The 15,200-nt window shown below is 58.0% G+C and carries 12 protein-coding genes, 1 tRNA gene and 1 pseudogene; 9 read left to right on the forward strand and 5 right to left on the reverse strand.

Going from position 1 to position 15,200, the window contains the following annotated elements:
* Positions 1 to 240 precede the first annotated feature (240 nt).
* The 7 genes from uca (at position 241) to PSH65_RS25125 (ending at position 9,040) form a co-directional block, all read left to right on the forward strand.
* Positions 241 to 3,882 carry an urea carboxylase gene (gene uca / locus PSH65_RS25095; RefSeq protein ID WP_305422999.1) on the forward strand — a complete coding sequence of 1,214 codons (3,642 nt, stop codon included), beginning with the start codon at positions 241 to 243 and terminating at the stop codon, positions 3,880 to 3,882.
* 15 nt (positions 3,883 to 3,897) lie between these two features.
* Entirely contained in the window at positions 3,898 to 5,676 is a 1,779-nt protein-coding gene (gene atzF / locus PSH65_RS25100) for an allophanate hydrolase (RefSeq protein ID WP_305423000.1), read from the forward strand.
* A 92-nt stretch (positions 5,677 to 5,768) separates the two neighbouring features.
* Positions 5,769 to 5,987, forward strand: a complete 219-nt coding sequence (locus PSH65_RS25105; protein WP_305423002.1) for a cysteine-rich CWC family protein — start codon at positions 5,769 to 5,771, stop codon at positions 5,985 to 5,987.
* 45 nt (positions 5,988 to 6,032) lie between these two features.
* Positions 6,033 to 6,725 carry a pseudouridine synthase gene (locus PSH65_RS25110; RefSeq protein WP_305423004.1) on the forward strand — a complete coding sequence of 231 codons (693 nt, stop codon included), beginning with the start codon at positions 6,033 to 6,035 and terminating at the stop codon, positions 6,723 to 6,725.
* A gap of 316 nt (positions 6,726 to 7,041) precedes the next feature.
* Positions 7,042 to 7,926 carry an alpha/beta fold hydrolase gene (locus PSH65_RS25115; protein ID WP_305423005.1) on the forward strand — a complete coding sequence of 295 codons (885 nt, stop codon included), beginning with the start codon at positions 7,042 to 7,044 and terminating at the stop codon, positions 7,924 to 7,926.
* A 181-nt stretch (positions 7,927 to 8,107) separates the two neighbouring features.
* Positions 8,108 to 8,181 (forward strand) — tRNA-Gly (locus tag PSH65_RS25120).
* A 298-nt stretch (positions 8,182 to 8,479) separates the two neighbouring features.
* On the forward strand, positions 8,480 to 9,040 hold the full coding sequence (locus tag PSH65_RS25125) for a magnesium transporter (protein ID WP_305423006.1): 561 nt from the start codon (positions 8,480 to 8,482) through the stop codon (positions 9,038 to 9,040).
* 31 nt (positions 9,041 to 9,071) lie between these two features.
* On the opposite strand, the gene PSH65_RS25130 is transcribed toward PSH65_RS25125, so the two are convergent.
* The 5 genes and pseudogenes from PSH65_RS25130 to PSH65_RS25150 form a co-directional block, all read right to left on the reverse strand.
* Positions 9,072 to 9,389 carry a cytochrome C oxidase subunit IV family protein gene (locus PSH65_RS25130; protein ID WP_305423007.1) on the reverse strand — a complete coding sequence of 106 codons (318 nt, stop codon included), beginning with the start codon at positions 9,387 to 9,389 and terminating at the stop codon, positions 9,072 to 9,074.
* A 13-nt stretch (positions 9,390 to 9,402) separates the two neighbouring features.
* Positions 9,403 to 10,116, reverse strand: coding sequence for a heme-copper oxidase subunit III family protein (locus PSH65_RS25135; RefSeq protein ID WP_305423009.1), 714 nt, complete (start codon positions 10,114 to 10,116; stop codon positions 9,403 to 9,405).
* A gap of 6 nt (positions 10,117 to 10,122) precedes the next feature.
* The gene (locus tag PSH65_RS25140; RefSeq protein WP_305423010.1) at positions 10,123 to 10,815 is read right to left on the reverse strand and encodes a cytochrome c oxidase subunit 3; all 693 of its coding nucleotides are present in this window, start codon (positions 10,813 to 10,815) and stop codon (positions 10,123 to 10,125) included.
* Positions 10,812 to 12,588: pseudogene (gene ctaD / locus PSH65_RS25145) on the reverse strand (cytochrome c oxidase subunit I). Before ctaD ends, PSH65_RS25140 begins: the two are co-directional and overlap by 4 nt.
* 49 nt (positions 12,589 to 12,637) lie before the next feature.
* Positions 12,638 to 14,104 carry a cytochrome c oxidase subunit II gene (locus PSH65_RS25150; RefSeq protein ID WP_305427048.1) on the reverse strand — a complete coding sequence of 489 codons (1,467 nt, stop codon included), beginning with the start codon at positions 14,102 to 14,104 and terminating at the stop codon, positions 12,638 to 12,640.
* A gap of 311 nt (positions 14,105 to 14,415) precedes the next feature.
* Between PSH65_RS25150 and PSH65_RS25155 the strand changes: the two genes are divergently transcribed.
* Both PSH65_RS25155 and PSH65_RS25160 read left to right on the forward strand, forming a co-directional pair.
* Positions 14,416 to 14,751: a hypothetical protein gene (locus PSH65_RS25155; protein ID WP_305423011.1), complete on the forward strand. Its 336-nt coding sequence runs from the start codon at positions 14,416 to 14,418 to the stop codon at positions 14,749 to 14,751.
* Between the two features lie 269 nt (positions 14,752 to 15,020).
* On the forward strand, positions 15,021 to 15,200 hold the full coding sequence (locus PSH65_RS25160) for a type II toxin-antitoxin system HicA family toxin (protein WP_007984690.1): 180 nt from the start codon (positions 15,021 to 15,023) through the stop codon (positions 15,198 to 15,200).

A 15,200-nucleotide genomic window follows, 5' to 3' on the forward strand; every position in this document is an offset into this window, starting at 1 on the left:
AGTAAAAACACCACTAAACCCTGTGGGAGCGGGCTTGCCCGCGATAGCAGTGTGTCAGTCGACATCATTGTTGAGTGTGCTGGCCCCATCGCGAGCAAGCCCGCTCCTGCAGGGGGGCAGCGGTGGTTTCAAGTTTAATAACTCTGCCGCCGAGGACGACCTCGACGCTTATCGAAAAACTGCGGGACGGCCCGCATCCCAGGTCGAGGCTGATGCGTTATCGCCTCCGGGGGTTATGCCATGTTCGAAAAAGTCCTTATTGCCAACCGCGGCGCCATTGCCTGCCGCATCTTGCGTACCTTGGGTGAATTGCAGGTCAAGGGCGTTGCCGTTTACTCCGAAGCCGATGCCGCCAGCCTGCATATCCTGCAAGCCTTTGAGTCCCACAGCCTCGGCGAAGGCGCTGCCGCTGGCACTTATCTGGCCGTGGATAAAATTCTCGCCATCGCAAAAGCCACCGGCGCCACTGCGATTCATCCCGGCTATGGCTTTCTCTCGGAAAACGCTGCATTCGCCCAAGCCTGCGAAGCGGCCGACATCGCTTTCGTCGGCCCCACACCGGAGCAACTGCGGGTGTTCGGCCTCAAGCACACCGCCCGCGCACTGGCCAAGCAACACGGCGTGCCAATGCTCGAAGGTACCGAGCTGCTCGATAGCCTCGATGCAGCGTTGATAGCGGGCGAACAGGTCGGCTACCCGGTGATGCTCAAAAGTACCGCCGGCGGTGGCGGCATCGGCATGCGCGTGTGCCGCAGCGCCTGCGAATTGAGCGAGTCATTCGACGCCGTCAAACGCCTTGGTCAGAATAATTTCAGCGACGCCGGCGTGTTCATCGAAAAGTACATCCAACGCGCCCGGCATCTGGAAGTGCAGGTATTCGGCGACGGCCAGGGCGAGGTGCTTGCCCTCGGCGTACGCGACTGCTCAGTGCAGCGACGCAACCAGAAAGTCCTCGAAGAAACCCCGGCACCGAACCTGCCCGAGGGCATGGCCGAGGAACTCTGTGCAGCAGCAATCAAACTGGCCAAAGCGGTGAATTACCGCAGCGCGGGCACTGTGGAATTCGTCTTCGACAGCGATGCCCAGCGTTTTTATTTTCTGGAAGTGAACACCCGTTTGCAGGTGGAGCACGGTGTCACCGAACAAGTGTGGGGCGTGGACCTGGTGCGCTGGATGGTGGAATTGGCGGCCGGTGATTTGCCGCCGCTGCGCGAGTTGAGTCAGGGATTGAAAGCCAACGGTCATGCGATTCAGGCACGACTCTATGCTGAAGATCCGGGTCGGGATTTCCAGCCGAGTCCAGGTCTGCTCACTGCCGTCAATTTCCCGGTTACCGATGGCAAACACCTGCGCATCGACACTTGGGTCGAGGCCGGTTGCGAGATCCCGCCATACTTCGATCCGATGATCGCCAAGGTCATCAGCTGGGCACCGACTCGCGAAGCCGCGCGCGTCGATCTGCATCAAGCTCTGGGCGACAGCCTGCTGTACGGGGTGGAAACCAACCGCGATTACTTGCGGCAAATTCTGCTCGATACGCCCTTTGCCAGCGGCCAGCCGTGGACCCGTTGCCTGGAAGGTCTAGTCTATCAAGCCAACACCTTCGAAGTGCTCAGCGCCGGCACGCAGACCAGCGTTCAGGACTCTCCGGGACGCCTCGGTTACTGGGCGGTGGGCGTGCCGCCGTCGGGGCCGATGGACAGCCGGGCGCTGCGTCTGGGCAATCGCTTGCTGGGTAACGATCAAGGTGCAGCGGCGCTGGAAGTGACCATGAGCGGGCCGCTGCTGCGTTTCAATTGTGAGGCGGTGGTGGCCGTTACGGGTGCGGTGATTGCGTTGATGTTGAACGGTGAAGCGGTGCCGATGAATACCGCATTATTGATTCCCGCCGGTGCCACTTTGAGCCTCGGCACCATTGGCGGTGCAGGTGCGCGCAGCTATCTGTGCCTGCGCGGCGGCGTGCAAGTGCCGGACTATCTGGGCAGCAAAAGTACCTTTACCCTCGGCCAGTTTGGCGGCCATGCCGGTCGTGCATTGCGCGCAGGGGACGTATTGCATATTCCGGCCTTGAGCGACCGCAGCGCCGGGCAAAACCTGGCGACACAACACGTTACCGAGTTGCCCGCCGTGCGGCAGATTCGGGTGATCTACGGCCCTCATGGCGCCCCGGAATATTTCACCGAAAACTACATTGGCACCTTCTTCTCCACGCAGTGGGAAGTGCACTTCAACTCCAGCCGCACCGGAGTGCGGCTGATCGGGCCGAAGCCTGAATGGGTGCGGGCCGACGGTGGCGAGGCCGGGCTGCATCCGTCGAATATTCACGACAATCCGTACGCCATCGGTGCGGTGGATTTCACCGGTGACATGCCAGTGATTCTGGGGCCGGATGGCCCGAGCTTGGGCGGGTTTGTCTGCCCGGTGACGGTGATCGAGGCGGACCTTTGGCAGCTAGGGCAGCTCAAGGCTGGGGACAAGGTTCAGTTTTTGCCGGTCGATCTCAAGACTGCGCGCAATCTCGCCTTGAAATGGGACTCCTGTGGGAGCTGGCTTGCCTGCGATGAGGCCCGACCAGACACCGCATCAACTTCATCGCAGGCAAGCCAGCTCCCACAGGGGATTGTGTCGCCTGTGGTGCTGGATATTGGTCAGGGGGATACGCGGCTGGTTGCACGTCTGTCAGGCGACACGCATTTGTTATTGGAAATCGGTGCGCCCGAACTGGATTTGGTCCTGCGCTTTCGCGCTCACGCGTTGATGCAGGCATTGGAAAGCAAACACCTGCACGGCGTGATCGATCTGACGCCGGGCATCCGCTCACTGCAAGTGCACTACCAACCCGAACAACTGCCGCTGGCCGATCTGCTGGGTATTGTCGCCGGTGAATGGGACGCCGTGTGCGCCGCCAAGGACCTGCAAGTGCCCTCGCGCATCGTCCATCTGCCCCTGTCCTGGGATGACCCGGCCTGCCAGTTGGCGATCGAGAAATACATGACCACCGTACGCAAGGAAGCGCCCTGGTGCCCGAGCAATCTGGAATTCATCCGCCGCATCAACGACCTGCCGAACCTCGACGAAGTGCAGCGCACAGTGTTCGACGCCAGCTATCTGGTAATGGGCCTGGGCGACGTCTACCTCGGTGCACCGGTCGCCACCCCGCTCGATCCTCGGCATCGCCTGGTGACCACCAAGTACAACCCGGCCCGCACCTGGACCGCGGAAAACTCGGTCGGCATCGGCGGCGCCTACCTGTGCGTGTACGGCATGGAAGGCCCCGGTGGTTATCAGTTCGTCGGTCGCACGCTGCAGATGTGGAATCGCTACCGCGAAGTCGCCGCGTTCGACGGCAAGCCGTGGCTGCTGCGCTTCTTCGACCAGATCCGGTTCTACCCGGTGAGCGCCGATGAACTGCTGCGCATTCGTCGGGACTTCCCGCTTGGGCGCTTTGATCTGAACATCGAACACAGTCAGCTGAATCTGGCGGATTACCAGGCGTTTTTGGCGAAAGAAGCCCCGAGCATCGCGGCATTTCGGGATCAACAAAAAAGCGCGTTCAACGCCGAACGCGAACGCTGGATCGCCAGCGGCCAGGCGCATTTCGACAGCGAAGAGCTGGCCCCGGAAGTTACCGAGGACACACCGTTAGCCGACGGTCAGCGGAGCGTCGACAGCCACATCGCCGGCAACCTCTGGCAGGTTCAAGTGCAGGCTGGCAGCCGGGTCGCGGCGGGGGATGTGCTGGTGATTCTGGAGTCGATGAAGATGGAAATCCCGCTGCTCGCGCCCATGGCGGGCGTGGTGCGCGAGATTCGCGTGCAACCGGGTTCGGCGGTACGCGCCGGGCAGCGTGTGGTGGTGCTGGAACTCGACTCAAGCCATTAAAAAAGGATTAACGCCATGAACATCAATCTGCAACTCGACGCCCTGCGCAACGCTTACCGTGACGGCAGCACTACGCCTCGGCAACTGCTGCTGAGCCTGCGGGAAAAAGCCGCGGCACTGAATCCGGACTATCACCTGTTCATCCATTTGCTCAGTGTCGAGGAACTGGAACCGTACCTCGCCGCACTCGACGCTCGTGACCCAGGCAGCCTGCCGCTGTACGGCGTGCCGTTCGCGATCAAGGACAACATCGACCTGGCGGGCATTCCCACCACGGCAGCGTGCCCGGCGTTTGCCTATGTGCCGGAACGCTCGGCAACCATCGTCGAGCAACTGCTGGCGCTGGGTGCGATTCCGTTGGGCAAGACCAATCTCGACCAGTTCGCCACTGGCCTCAATGGCAGCCGCTCGCCGTATGGCGCTTGCCCGAACAGCGTGTTGCCGGAGTATCCGTCGGGCGGTTCCAGCGCCGGGTCGTCACTGGCGGTGGCGCTCGGCGTGGCGAGCTTTTCCCTGGGCACGGACACGGCAGGTTCCGGTCGCGTGCCCGCGGCATTGAATAATCTGGTCGGTTTGAAAGCCAGCAAAGGGCTGATCTCCACGGCCGGTGTGGTTGCGGCCTGCCGAACGCTCGATTGCGTCACGACCTTCACGGCCACGGCCCGTGAGGCCAGTCAGTTGCTCGCGCTCACCGCTCATCTCGATCCACGGGACGAATACAGCCGCAGTAATCCGCTGTGGAATGACGGTTCGGCATTCGGCACACCGCGTCCATTCCGTTTCGGCGTACCCCGCGCGCAGGATCTGGCGTTCTTCGGCTGTCCTGAAGGGCCGTTGCTGTTCGGCGACGCCATCGACCAGCTCAAAGCCATGGGCGGCGAGGCGGTCGAACTGGATTTGTCGCCGTTTCTCGAAGCGGCGCGGTTGCTCTACGAAGGGCCGTGGGTGGCGGAACGTTACAGCGTGGCCGGCGAGTTGATGGAGCAACACCCTCAAGCCGTGCTGCCGGTGATTCGCGCCGTATTGGCCAAGGCCCCAGCGGTGACCGGCGTGCAAACCTTCCGTGCCCAATACCGTCTGCAGGCCTTGAAAGCACTGTGCGACAAGGCTCTGGAAGGCCTTGATTGCGTGGTCACGCCCACCCTCGGCCGCCCGGTGACACGGACGGAGCTTGCGGCCGAACCGGTGCTGCGCAACTCGGAGCTGGGCTACTACACCAACTTCATGAACCTGCTCGATTACGCCGCCGTCGCCGTGCCCAGCGGATTCATGGGCAATGGTTTGCCATGGGGCGTGACGTTGTTCGGCCGGGCGTTTACCGATCAGTATCTGTTGAGCGTGGCGGATGCCTTGCAACGCCAGCAAGGCTTGGCCGAGCCTGCGCCGACGAACATTGCGCGCAATGATCGGGCACGGCTGGTAGTGTGCGGCGCGCATCTGGATGGGCTCGCGCTGAACTGGCAACTGAAGCAGCGTGGAGCCCGTTTGCTCGAAGCCACTCACAGTTCCCCCGACTATCAACTATATGCCCTGGCCGGCGACCCACCCTATCGCCCTGGCATGGTCCGAGTGAAGGAAGGTGGCGCGGCGATTGCGGTGGAAGTATGGGAGTTGCCAAGCAGTGAGTTGGGTTCGTTCCTGACCGCGATTCCGGCACCGCTGGGGTTGGGCAAGGTACAACTGGCGGATGGGCGGTGGGAGAGCGGGTTTATCTGTGAGCCCTATGGGCTGGAGGGCGCGGTGGATATCAGTCATTTGGGCGGGTGGCGTGCGTATTTGAACGATCGGCGTTGATTTCCAGGATCGCCGGCTTGCGCAGGAGTGCTTGCCGACCGATCATGCGCGGTCTCGGGCCAAGCAAACCGGCCGTAATCGAATGCTCCTTCATGAACAAACCTGACCTCTGCCCGGCTTGCGGCGCCTCCAACGACTGCAGCCTGGCTGACCCGCGAACCGTCGATCGTGCCTGCTGGTGCTACGGCGTCAGCATCGATCCGGCGGTGCTCCAGGCGTTGCCCGCCGAGCTGCGCGACAAGTCCTGCCTGTGCCCGGCCTGCGCTCAGGTCGAGGCACAGTTGCAAGCAGCCGCCTGGCCGATCACGTAAGATACGCGGCGCCCTCTCACCAAATCCTCCCACCGATCCCTAGCCATGCGTGTTGACCGCTTCCTCAGCAACCTGCCCCGCTTCAACCGTAAGCAGGTACGCCTATTGCTGGTGGAAAAACGCGTCAGGGTCGACGGAGAAGTCGTCAGCGACCCTCACGCCGAGGTGCTCGAGTTCAGCCGCGTGGAAGTCGACGACGAGGTGCTGCAAGCTGGCAAGCCGGCCCGCTACTTCATGCTGCACAAACCGCCCGGTTGCGTCAGTGCCACCCGCGACCCGCAACACCCGACGGTACTCGACCTGATCGATGAACCGGGCAAGGATGACTTGCACATCGCCGGCCGCCTGGACTTCAACACCACCGGACTGATGCTGATCACCAACGATGGCAGCTGGTCGCGACGCCTGACCCAACCGCAGACCAAACTACCCAAGGTGTACTACGTCGAGACCGAGCAGGAGATCACTGCCGAATACGCGATCACCTTCGCCAAAGGGCTGTATTTCGCCTTCGAAGACCTCACCACACAACCTGCCGAACTGGTCTTGCTCGGGCCAAAATCGGCGCGCTTGAGCATCGTCGAAGGCCGCTATCATCAGGTAAAACGGATGTTCGGCCACTTCGACAACAAGGTGGTGCGCCTGCACCGCGAATGCATGGGACCGCTGGTACTCGACGCTGTGTTGAAGCCCGGCGAGTACCGGCCGTTGAGTCGTGAAGAGATCCGAATGATCTAAGCAGACGACCGCTCAGCAGATGTTGTCGAACAATTTACGAAAGATACTTGCGCGATGACGTGACCCCTGCTTGAATCAGGACGTCGGCGCGAAACGTGACCGACGAGTCACCAAAACTACTCTAAGAAACTTTTTGCCGGCAGAGAACCCTCAGGTTCCGCCTTCCCCCGGCAAACTGCCCGCTTATAACAATACCCGTCGACCAGCGTGCAATGGATCGACATGGGCCTTCAAAAATTCCAGGCGTATGCCTACCTGTCACAAAGCTCGTGCAATCTGATTTGCGCGCATACCCGCTTGCCAGGAGTCTTATGTCATGAGGCCAGAAATCGCTGTGCTGGATATACAGGGTCAGTACCGGGTTTACACGGAGTTCTATCGCGCAGACGCCGCAGAAAAGACCATCATTCTGGTCAACGGCTCGATGTCCACGACTGCGTCGTTTGCACAGACCGTGAAAAACCTTTACCCAGAGTTCAATGTGGTGTGCTACGACCAGCCCTACGCGGGCAAGTCCAAGGCCCACAATCTGCATGAGAAGATGCTTACAAAGGAAATCGAAGGGCAGATCCTCCTTGAGCTGATCGACCACTTCGCCGCCGAGCATGTGCTGTCGTTTTCCTTTGGTGGCGCCGCCACGCTCGTCGCCCTCGCCCAACAGCCACGGCGCATCGAAAAGGCTGTGATCAGCTCGTTCTCGCCGGTGGTCAACGAGCACATGCTCGACTACCTTGAGCGCGGTGTCGATTATCTCGGCAGCCGTGACGGGAACCGGGTCGGTGACTTGGTGAACAGCACCATCGGCAAACACCTGCCCTCGCTGTTCAAGCGCTTCAACTACCGTCACGTCAGTTCGTTGGCCGAACATGAATACGGGCAGATGCATTTTCACATCAGCGACGTGCTCAACAGCGACCGCCAGTGCTACCTGAACGCGGCAAAGAAAATCAACGTGCCGGTGCTGTTCATGAACGGCGAATGGGACGAGTACACCGCCGCCGCCGATGCCAAGCTGTTCGCCGGCCATGTGCAGCACAGCACCTTCAGCACCCTTCAGGCCACCGGCCACTTTCTCGACATGGAGCACAAAGCTGCCTGCCGAGACAGCCGCAACGCACTGCTGGGCTTCCTGAAACCGGCGCAACACGAAAGCCGACCGCGTTACCAGTACGTCCAGGACCACCATGCATTGGCAATTTGAAACAGAGTCATCGCGAGCAAGCTCAGCCCTGCAGCGTTAAACGCATTCCTGTAGGAGCGAGGCTTGCCCGCGAATGACCGCTACGTGGTCGATGCTTTCGTTTCACCCGCGCTAAAGCCATCGCGCGCAAAGAAAAACTTCATTTTCACGCGCACATCTGGTACAAAGTCAGCCGCTCTGAGCGGGTGTCGTATAATGGCATTACTCCAGCTTCCCAAGCTGATAACGAGGGTTCGATTCCCTTCACCCGCTCCACTCAGATTTTCAGTCTTACGTCGTTTTTTGACGGGAGATGCAGGAACAGAAATAACCGGCCTCGATGGCCGGTTTTTTTGTGTCTGGGGTTTGGTGGAATCGGGCTGGGGGCGCTTGGCCCTAATGCTGCTTTCCAGCCCTTGACGCCTCCCGTCCCGCATGCTAGCGAATGCTATACTTCCTACGAATTGCATGAAGTGTGCAACGTTCCCCCATGGGTACAGATACCGACTGCAAATCTCAGTTAGCGGCTACAGACAGAGGAGGTCTACAGCCAACACGAGATGGGAGGTGTGGCATGAATCGGCACTATTACATCAGTGACAATCTCGACGAACTCGAGGCCGTTGAAAATGAACTGGAAGCCAACGGCATCAATACCGAACAAATTCATGTGCTCAGTGAACAAGTGGCGGATGTTGAAGAACATCACCTCCACGAGGTTAACTCGTTAATGAAACAGGATGTTGTTCACTCTGGCGAGATTGGTGCTGTGGTCGGTGTGCCACTCGCGGCGCTGATCCTTGCCGGCGCCTATTGGCTGGGCTGGACCGAAACCGCCGCAGGCTGGATGCCGTTTATCTTCCTGGCCATTATCATATTTGGCTTCTGCATCTGGGAAGGCGGCTTTTTTGGTATCCAGGTGCCGAACGCTCACTTCCGCAATTTTAAACAGATGGTAGAAGAGGGAAAACACATCTTCTTCGTGGATGTTGAACCGAATCAGGAATCTATATTGGACCGGGTAATCGAACATCATCCAACGCTGACGGTCGCCGGCACGGGAACGGCAGCCCCCCACTGGACAGTGGCCTGGCAGCACAAATGGCATCAGTTCAAGCGAGTGATATCAGGTTAGCCCTGGAGGCTCATGGCCATCCGGAAGCTGCTTATTGGCCGAAGGAAATAACCCGGCTGAGGAAAACATAGTCTGCCTCGGTGGCCATCAGTCCGACGAGCACCAGTAAACACAACGGTGGCAATAATATGGCGTAGACCATGGCCAACCGTTCCCAAGCCATGTGCATGAAGATGGAGACAATCAAACCTGCCTTCAACAACATGAACGTGATAATCAGGGCCCACCGAAGGTAGCCATGGAAGTGGAAATAGTCGACAAGGTACGACAGCGTGCTGAGGACGAATAACAGCCCCCAAATTTTAAGGTACAAGCTGATTGGATGTTGCTGACCCTGAACATGTGCCATCACCCGTGCTCCTCTACCATAAATAGAAGAAAGCAAAAATAAACACCCACACCAAATCCACGAAGTGCCAGTAGAGCCCGGCTATCTCGACGTTCTGATAGTTTCCGGAGCGCTCATAATCTCCCCGCAATACTTTCATCGCCACAATGCCGAGGTAGAGGGCGCCAATAGACACATGCAGTCCGTGGAAACCGGTAATCATGAAAAAGCTGGCACCAAATTGCGCCGCCCCCATGGGGTTTCCCCAGGGGCGCACCCCTTCTGCAATCAGCTTGCTCCATTCAAATGCCTGCATGCCGACGAAGGTCACCCCCAAGGCAGCGGTCGCCAGCATCAGGGCAGCGGTTTTCGCGCGATTACGGCGATAGGCGAAATTAACGGCCATGGCCATAGTGCCGCTGCTGCTGATCAGCACAAAGGTCATGATCGCGATCAGAATAAGCGGGATTTCTCTACCGCCAATCGTCAATGCGAACACTTCACTGGGGTTCGGCCAAGCGGTGGTGATGGTCATGCGTACCGACATGTAGCCGGTTAAAAAACAGGTGAATATAAAAGTATCGCTGAGCAGGAATATCCACATCATCGCCTTGCCCCAGGGGACCTGCTTGAAGACCTCTCTATCCGAGGCCCAGTCGCTGGCGATGCCCTGCCATCCCGGTGCAGGCGGCGAGTCTGGCGGATTGGATGAACTGGATTCGCCTGGGGCAAGTGGATGCGATGCCATGGTTTTTCACCTCAGGCCGCAGAATCTGGCGATGGCTTCATAGGTTTGCGGCGTGCTGGCCAGCAGCGCGAATAGCACGAACCAAAGACCCAGTAAGTAATGCCAATAGGTGGTACAGAGCTCTACGCTGACGCTGAGTTGCGGCAACGGCACGCGATGCAGGAATTTAGCGACGATTATGCTCCAGGCTATCAGCCCGCCCAGCAGGTGGAGCCCATGCAGACCGGTCAACAAGTAGAAGAAACTGTTGGCCGGATTGCTGGCGACAAAGTAGCCCCACGCGACAAACTGCTGCCAGACCCAGAGTTGCCCCACCAGAAAGGCAATGGCAAATACGCCCCCTAATACAAAACCAATGACTGTTGCGTCCAGTCGAGCCTGTCGGGCGGCCATACGCGACCACTGCAGCGCGATGCAACTGACTACCAGAAAAGCCGAATTCAGCCATAGCTGCCATAGATTGGCTAACGGCGCCAAGGGGCCTGTCAGGGGGAGCCAGTCGGCCATTTGTGAACGGGCAATAAAGGCGAACAGGAAGAGAAAGAATAACGAACTCACCACCACCAGAAACAAGCGCAGGCCTACTCTTGCGATTTGGCTTCTATCGGCACCCTCGGGGGCCTGAATACCCTCAGGATCGCGATTCCAACTGCCGCCGGGGTCAGCGCCATCGGCGTTTCTCAATAGCAGCCTGCTCATGTTTTAACGTCCACTATCTTGGTTCCGGCACTCAGTTGCCGCATCTGCTCCAGCTCCTCGGCGGAAACCGTTTGCGCAACGAAATCCTGCTCTATCCCCGGCACACTGTAGTCATAGGCCCAGCGATGCACGACCGGCAGCTTCGCTCCCCAGTTACCGTGAATCGGTGGGGTGTTCGGCGTTTGCCATTCCAGACTGGCCGCCCCCCACGGATTACTGCCTGCGGGTTTGCCCTTGAATGCACTCCAGGCCAGGTTGAACAGGAACAGCAACTGGGAAACGCCGACGATCAATGCGATCACCGTAATGAAGGCATTCAGCTCTTGCGCCGACTGCGGAATGAACGCGTAGTTTTCATAGGCGTAGTAACGGCGTGGCATGCCCTGGAAACCCAGGTAGTGCATGGGGAAGAAGATGGCGTAGGTGCCCAGAAAGGTAATCCAGAAATGCAGCTTGCCCAGGGTGTCGTTCAACATGCGCCCGGTGACTTTCGGGAACCAGTGATAAATGCCACCGAACACCACCAGTACCGGCGCGACCCCCATGACCATATGAAAATGGGCGACGACGAAATAGGTGTCCGAGAGCGGAATATCCACGATCACATTGCCGAGAAACAACCCGGTCAGACCGCCGACCAGGAAGGTGACAATAAAGGCCAGGGCAAACAGCATCGGCACGGTCAGATGGATGTCGCCCCGCCACAGAGTCAGCACCCAGTTATAGACTTTCAGTGCGGTCGGCACTGCAATGATCAAGGTGGTGACGGCGAAGAAAAAGCCAAAGTAGGGGTTCATTCCGCTGACATACATATGGTGCGCCCAGACCACGAAGCTGAGTACGCCAATCGCAATAATGGGCCCACACCATCATTCGGTAGCCGAAGATATTTTTACGCGCATGCGTGCTGATCAAGTCGGAGACCAGACCAAACGCAGGCAGAGCAACGATGTAGACCTCCGGGTGGCCGAAGAACCAGAACAGGTGCTGGAACAAGATCGGGCTACCACCCTGGTGCTCGAGCTGCTGCCCAAGTGAAACCATCGCCGGCATAAAGAAGCTGGTGCCCAACAGCTTGTCAAACAGCATCATGACCGCACTGACGAACAACGCCGGGAAGGCCAGCAAGGCCATGATCGAGGCCATGAAGATTCCCCATACGGAGAGCGGCATGCGAAACAATGTCATGCCGTGCGTGCGCGCCTGCAACACCGTGGTGACGTAGTTCAACCCGCCCATGGTGGCTGCCACAATAAAAATCGCCAGTGAGACGAGCATCAGGACGATGCCCCACTCGACCCCCGGTGTTCCCTGAGAAATGGACTGTGGTGGATAGAGCGTCCAGCCCGAACCGGTGGGGCCGCCGGGGACAAAGAAACTGGAGAGCAACACCACTACCGCCAGCAGGTAGAACCAGTAACTCAGCATGTTGACATAGGGGAAGACCATGTCGCGGGCGCCCACCATCAGCGGGATCAGATAGTTACCGAAGCCACCCAGAAACAAGGCCGTCAGCAAGTAAATGACCATGATCATGCCGTGCATGGTCATCGCCTGATAGTAAGCACTGGCGTCCATGAACTCCAAAGTGCCGGGGAAGCCAAGCTGTATGCGCATCAAGCCGGACAACACCACGGCGATAACGCCCACGAAAATAGCCGTCAAGGAGTATTGAATGGCTATGACCTTGTGATCCTGACTCCAGATATATTTGGTCAGGAAGCTTTTGGGTTCGTGCAGTGCTTCTGTTTCGGCTTGCTCCGCATAGGCCATCACGTCATCCTCCTGTCGAAGTTTCGGTGCATTCCTGGCTGCTTTACGGCTACTTCCCTGGCTCCGCCTTGCTCGCATCAGCGTCGGCATTCGCTTTGGATTTGATAAAAGCGATCAGTGCGTTCAACTCCTGATCACTCGGAGCCAAGGCCGGCATGACGGCTGCATAGCCTTTGACGATTTTGGCGTTGGGATTAAGGATCGAATCCTTTATATAACCCTCATCGACCTCGATACTCGTACCGTCGGCAAGGGGTTCTGTCTTGCCATACAGGCCCTGCCAGCTGGGGCCGACCCCCTTGCTGCCGTCGACACTGTGGCAGGTCAGACAGCCGAGCGACTCTGCCAGTCGCTGCCCCTGCGTCGCCAAGTCGTCACCTCTGTCCAACTTTTCGCTGGCAGAAGGTTCTTGCGGCGCGGCACCCAGTGATTTTATCAGGGCGACGACAGCACCCAGTTCATCTTCAGTGAGAGTATAGGCCACCATGACTGGCGGGTAGCCCTGTACCAGTCGGGCCTTCGGATCGAGGATCGACTCTTTCAGGTAGGCCTCATCGACCAGCACACTGGTGCCATCGGCAAGCTGTTCAGTGCGGCCGTACAGCCCCATCCATCCCGGGCCGAGACGGGTACTGCCATCCTGGCTATGGCAGGCACCGCAGCCGTATTGTTCGACCAACTGGCGACCTTTTTCCAGCACGCTGTCCTGACTGGGTTTGGCAGCTGTCGTTAATGTTTGCGCAAAAGTCGGTTGGCTGTTCAGCCATTGATCGAAGGCGCCCCGCTCTTCCACGATCATCTGGCCGCGCATGTTGTAATGACCTAAACCACAATACTCAGCGCAAAGGATTTCATATTTCCCGGTTTTAGTCGGCGTAAACCAAAAGTACGACACCATCCCCGGCACCATGTCCATCTTGCTGCGAATTTGCGGGATATAGAAATTGTGCAGTACATCTTTAGAACGCAGTAAAACTTTCACTGGCTGATCGAGCGGAAGGCGAACTTCATTGCTTTTTATAAGCACATCGTCCTGCCCAACAGGATCCTTGGGATCAAGGCCGAGGGGATTGGTGAAATCAACAAACTTAATATCCGATTTACCCAGCTTCCCGTCCTGGCCGGGAAAACGAAAGGCCCACTGCCACTGCTGGGCGACCACTTCAAGTTCATAAGCATTTTTCGGCACGCGGATGAAATCACTGTAAACCACCAGGCCTGGCGCCAACATCGCGGCAATACCTACCGAGGTCACGATAATCAACCATGTTTCCAGTTTTTTATTTTCTGGCTGATAGTGCGCCCTGGCACCCTCCTTATGACGATAACGCATCACGGCGACCGCCATAAACACCGTGATGGCGATGAAAAAAATTCCGCTAATGATCAGGGTGATGAACAGGGTGGTGTCTATTGATCCCCAGTTAGAGGCTGCCGGTGTCGCATGCCAAGGCGCTAGTAGATGGAAGAGTACCGATGCAATAACGATTAGTATCAAGATAATTGCTATTGCCATGTTCTCTTCATCCTGTTCCTGTTGCTCATTGGTTATGCCAAAGCATCGCCACTGACGTCCAAGCAGGGCAGACAATGACCGCCCGTCCGGGCGGCAAAGTCAGTAAGAAGTATAGAACCATCGGGCTGTACCGTGAGGTTGGCAAGCGAGGCCCGGCTGCCAGCTATACTCAATTTCAGAGGACGGACGGCAGAGATCGGCTGGAAGCGGCCCAACAGACGAACCCTGCCTATGCGCGCCGCCAGGTAAGTGATGGCATTGAGAAGAGACAAGAGCCACCAAGTCCAGCAGTCCACGACGGAGGTTTCGTCATGAGTGCCCTGACGATCGAAGGCTGGTGCAAGCCCAGCCCCGACCAGAAGTCCATCCCGATCGGTGAGATCCATTTTGACGTCGATGACCCCCTTCATCTGCGTCTGGAGCAAGCTGAAGAACGTCTACAAAAGACCCATGAGCCCGAAGCCATGGTCGATGTCGACATGAGCACAATGGATTTGGTCTTGCCAGAGGGATATGGCCCCTTGTCCGACTGCCAGATGCGCGTCTATTTGCACTACGACCGCGGTCAGTTCCATTTGGTCGGGCATCGAGCGAGCGATGGAAGCTTGGTCTATTCTAACGCGGTTTTGATTGATCAGCTGCCGTAGAAGCTACGGCGTGATTCTCGGGGGAACACAATAACCGGCCCGAAGTGGCCGGTTTTTTGTACCCGAAATTTGAGCGGCCCTTACCGTTCAGCGTCGCGGCAAAACCCTGCAATACAGAAAACAGGCTCTCCCCAAACCAACGCGACATGCCCTCCTAGGCTCGTTTCATGCCGTTCTTCCATCCGTATTCAGGATGCATGGGTGGTTATAGTGTTGATTAGCGATTTTCAGTAGGTATAGTAACCACAAGCACACCACAGGGAGGTGATGTGAATAGCCGGTTTTTGATAAGCCAAATCGTTGCAGACGGCTGGTATCTGGTACGAATCAGGGGGAGCCATCACCATTTCAAGCATCCGACCAAGCCAGGACTGGTAACGGTTCCTCATCCGAAAAAGGATCTGCTCAAAAAAACGGCCATCAGTATTTTGCAACAGGCGCTGCTCTGA

Origin of the sequence: Pseudomonas sp. FP603 (genome assembly GCF_030687415.1) — a bacterium.
Taxonomy (GTDB): Bacteria; Pseudomonadota; Gammaproteobacteria; order Pseudomonadales; family Pseudomonadaceae; genus Aquipseudomonas; species Aquipseudomonas wuhanensis.

Excerpts from the sequence above, each read along its gene's own strand:
- PSH65_RS25150 (WP_305427048.1), bottom strand. The coding sequence starts at position 14,104 with ATGGCAATAGCAATTATCTTGATACTAATCGTTATTGCATCGGTACTC.
- PSH65_RS25115 (WP_305423005.1), top strand. The coding sequence starts at position 7,042 with ATGAGGCCAGAAATCGCTGTGCTGGATATACAGGGTCAGTACCGGGTT.
- PSH65_RS25135 (WP_305423009.1), bottom strand. The coding sequence starts at position 10,116 with ATGGCATCGCATCCACTTGCCCCAGGCGAATCCAGTTCATCCAATCCG.
- PSH65_RS25155 (WP_305423011.1), top strand. The coding sequence starts at position 14,416 with ATGAGTGCCCTGACGATCGAAGGCTGGTGCAAGCCCAGCCCCGACCAG.
- PSH65_RS25140 (WP_305423010.1), bottom strand. The coding sequence starts at position 10,815 with ATGAGCAGGCTGCTATTGAGAAACGCCGATGGCGCTGACCCCGGCGGC.
- PSH65_RS25130 (WP_305423007.1), bottom strand. The coding sequence starts at position 9,389 with ATGGCACATGTTCAGGGTCAGCAACATCCAATCAGCTTGTACCTTAAA.
- uca (WP_305422999.1), top strand. The coding sequence starts at position 241 with ATGTTCGAAAAAGTCCTTATTGCCAACCGCGGCGCCATTGCCTGCCGC.
- PSH65_RS25105 (WP_305423002.1), top strand. The coding sequence starts at position 5,769 with ATGAACAAACCTGACCTCTGCCCGGCTTGCGGCGCCTCCAACGACTGC.
- PSH65_RS25125 (WP_305423006.1), top strand. The coding sequence starts at position 8,480 with ATGAATCGGCACTATTACATCAGTGACAATCTCGACGAACTCGAGGCC.
- PSH65_RS25110 (WP_305423004.1), top strand. The coding sequence starts at position 6,033 with ATGCGTGTTGACCGCTTCCTCAGCAACCTGCCCCGCTTCAACCGTAAG.
- atzF (WP_305423000.1), top strand. The coding sequence starts at position 3,898 with ATGAACATCAATCTGCAACTCGACGCCCTGCGCAACGCTTACCGTGAC.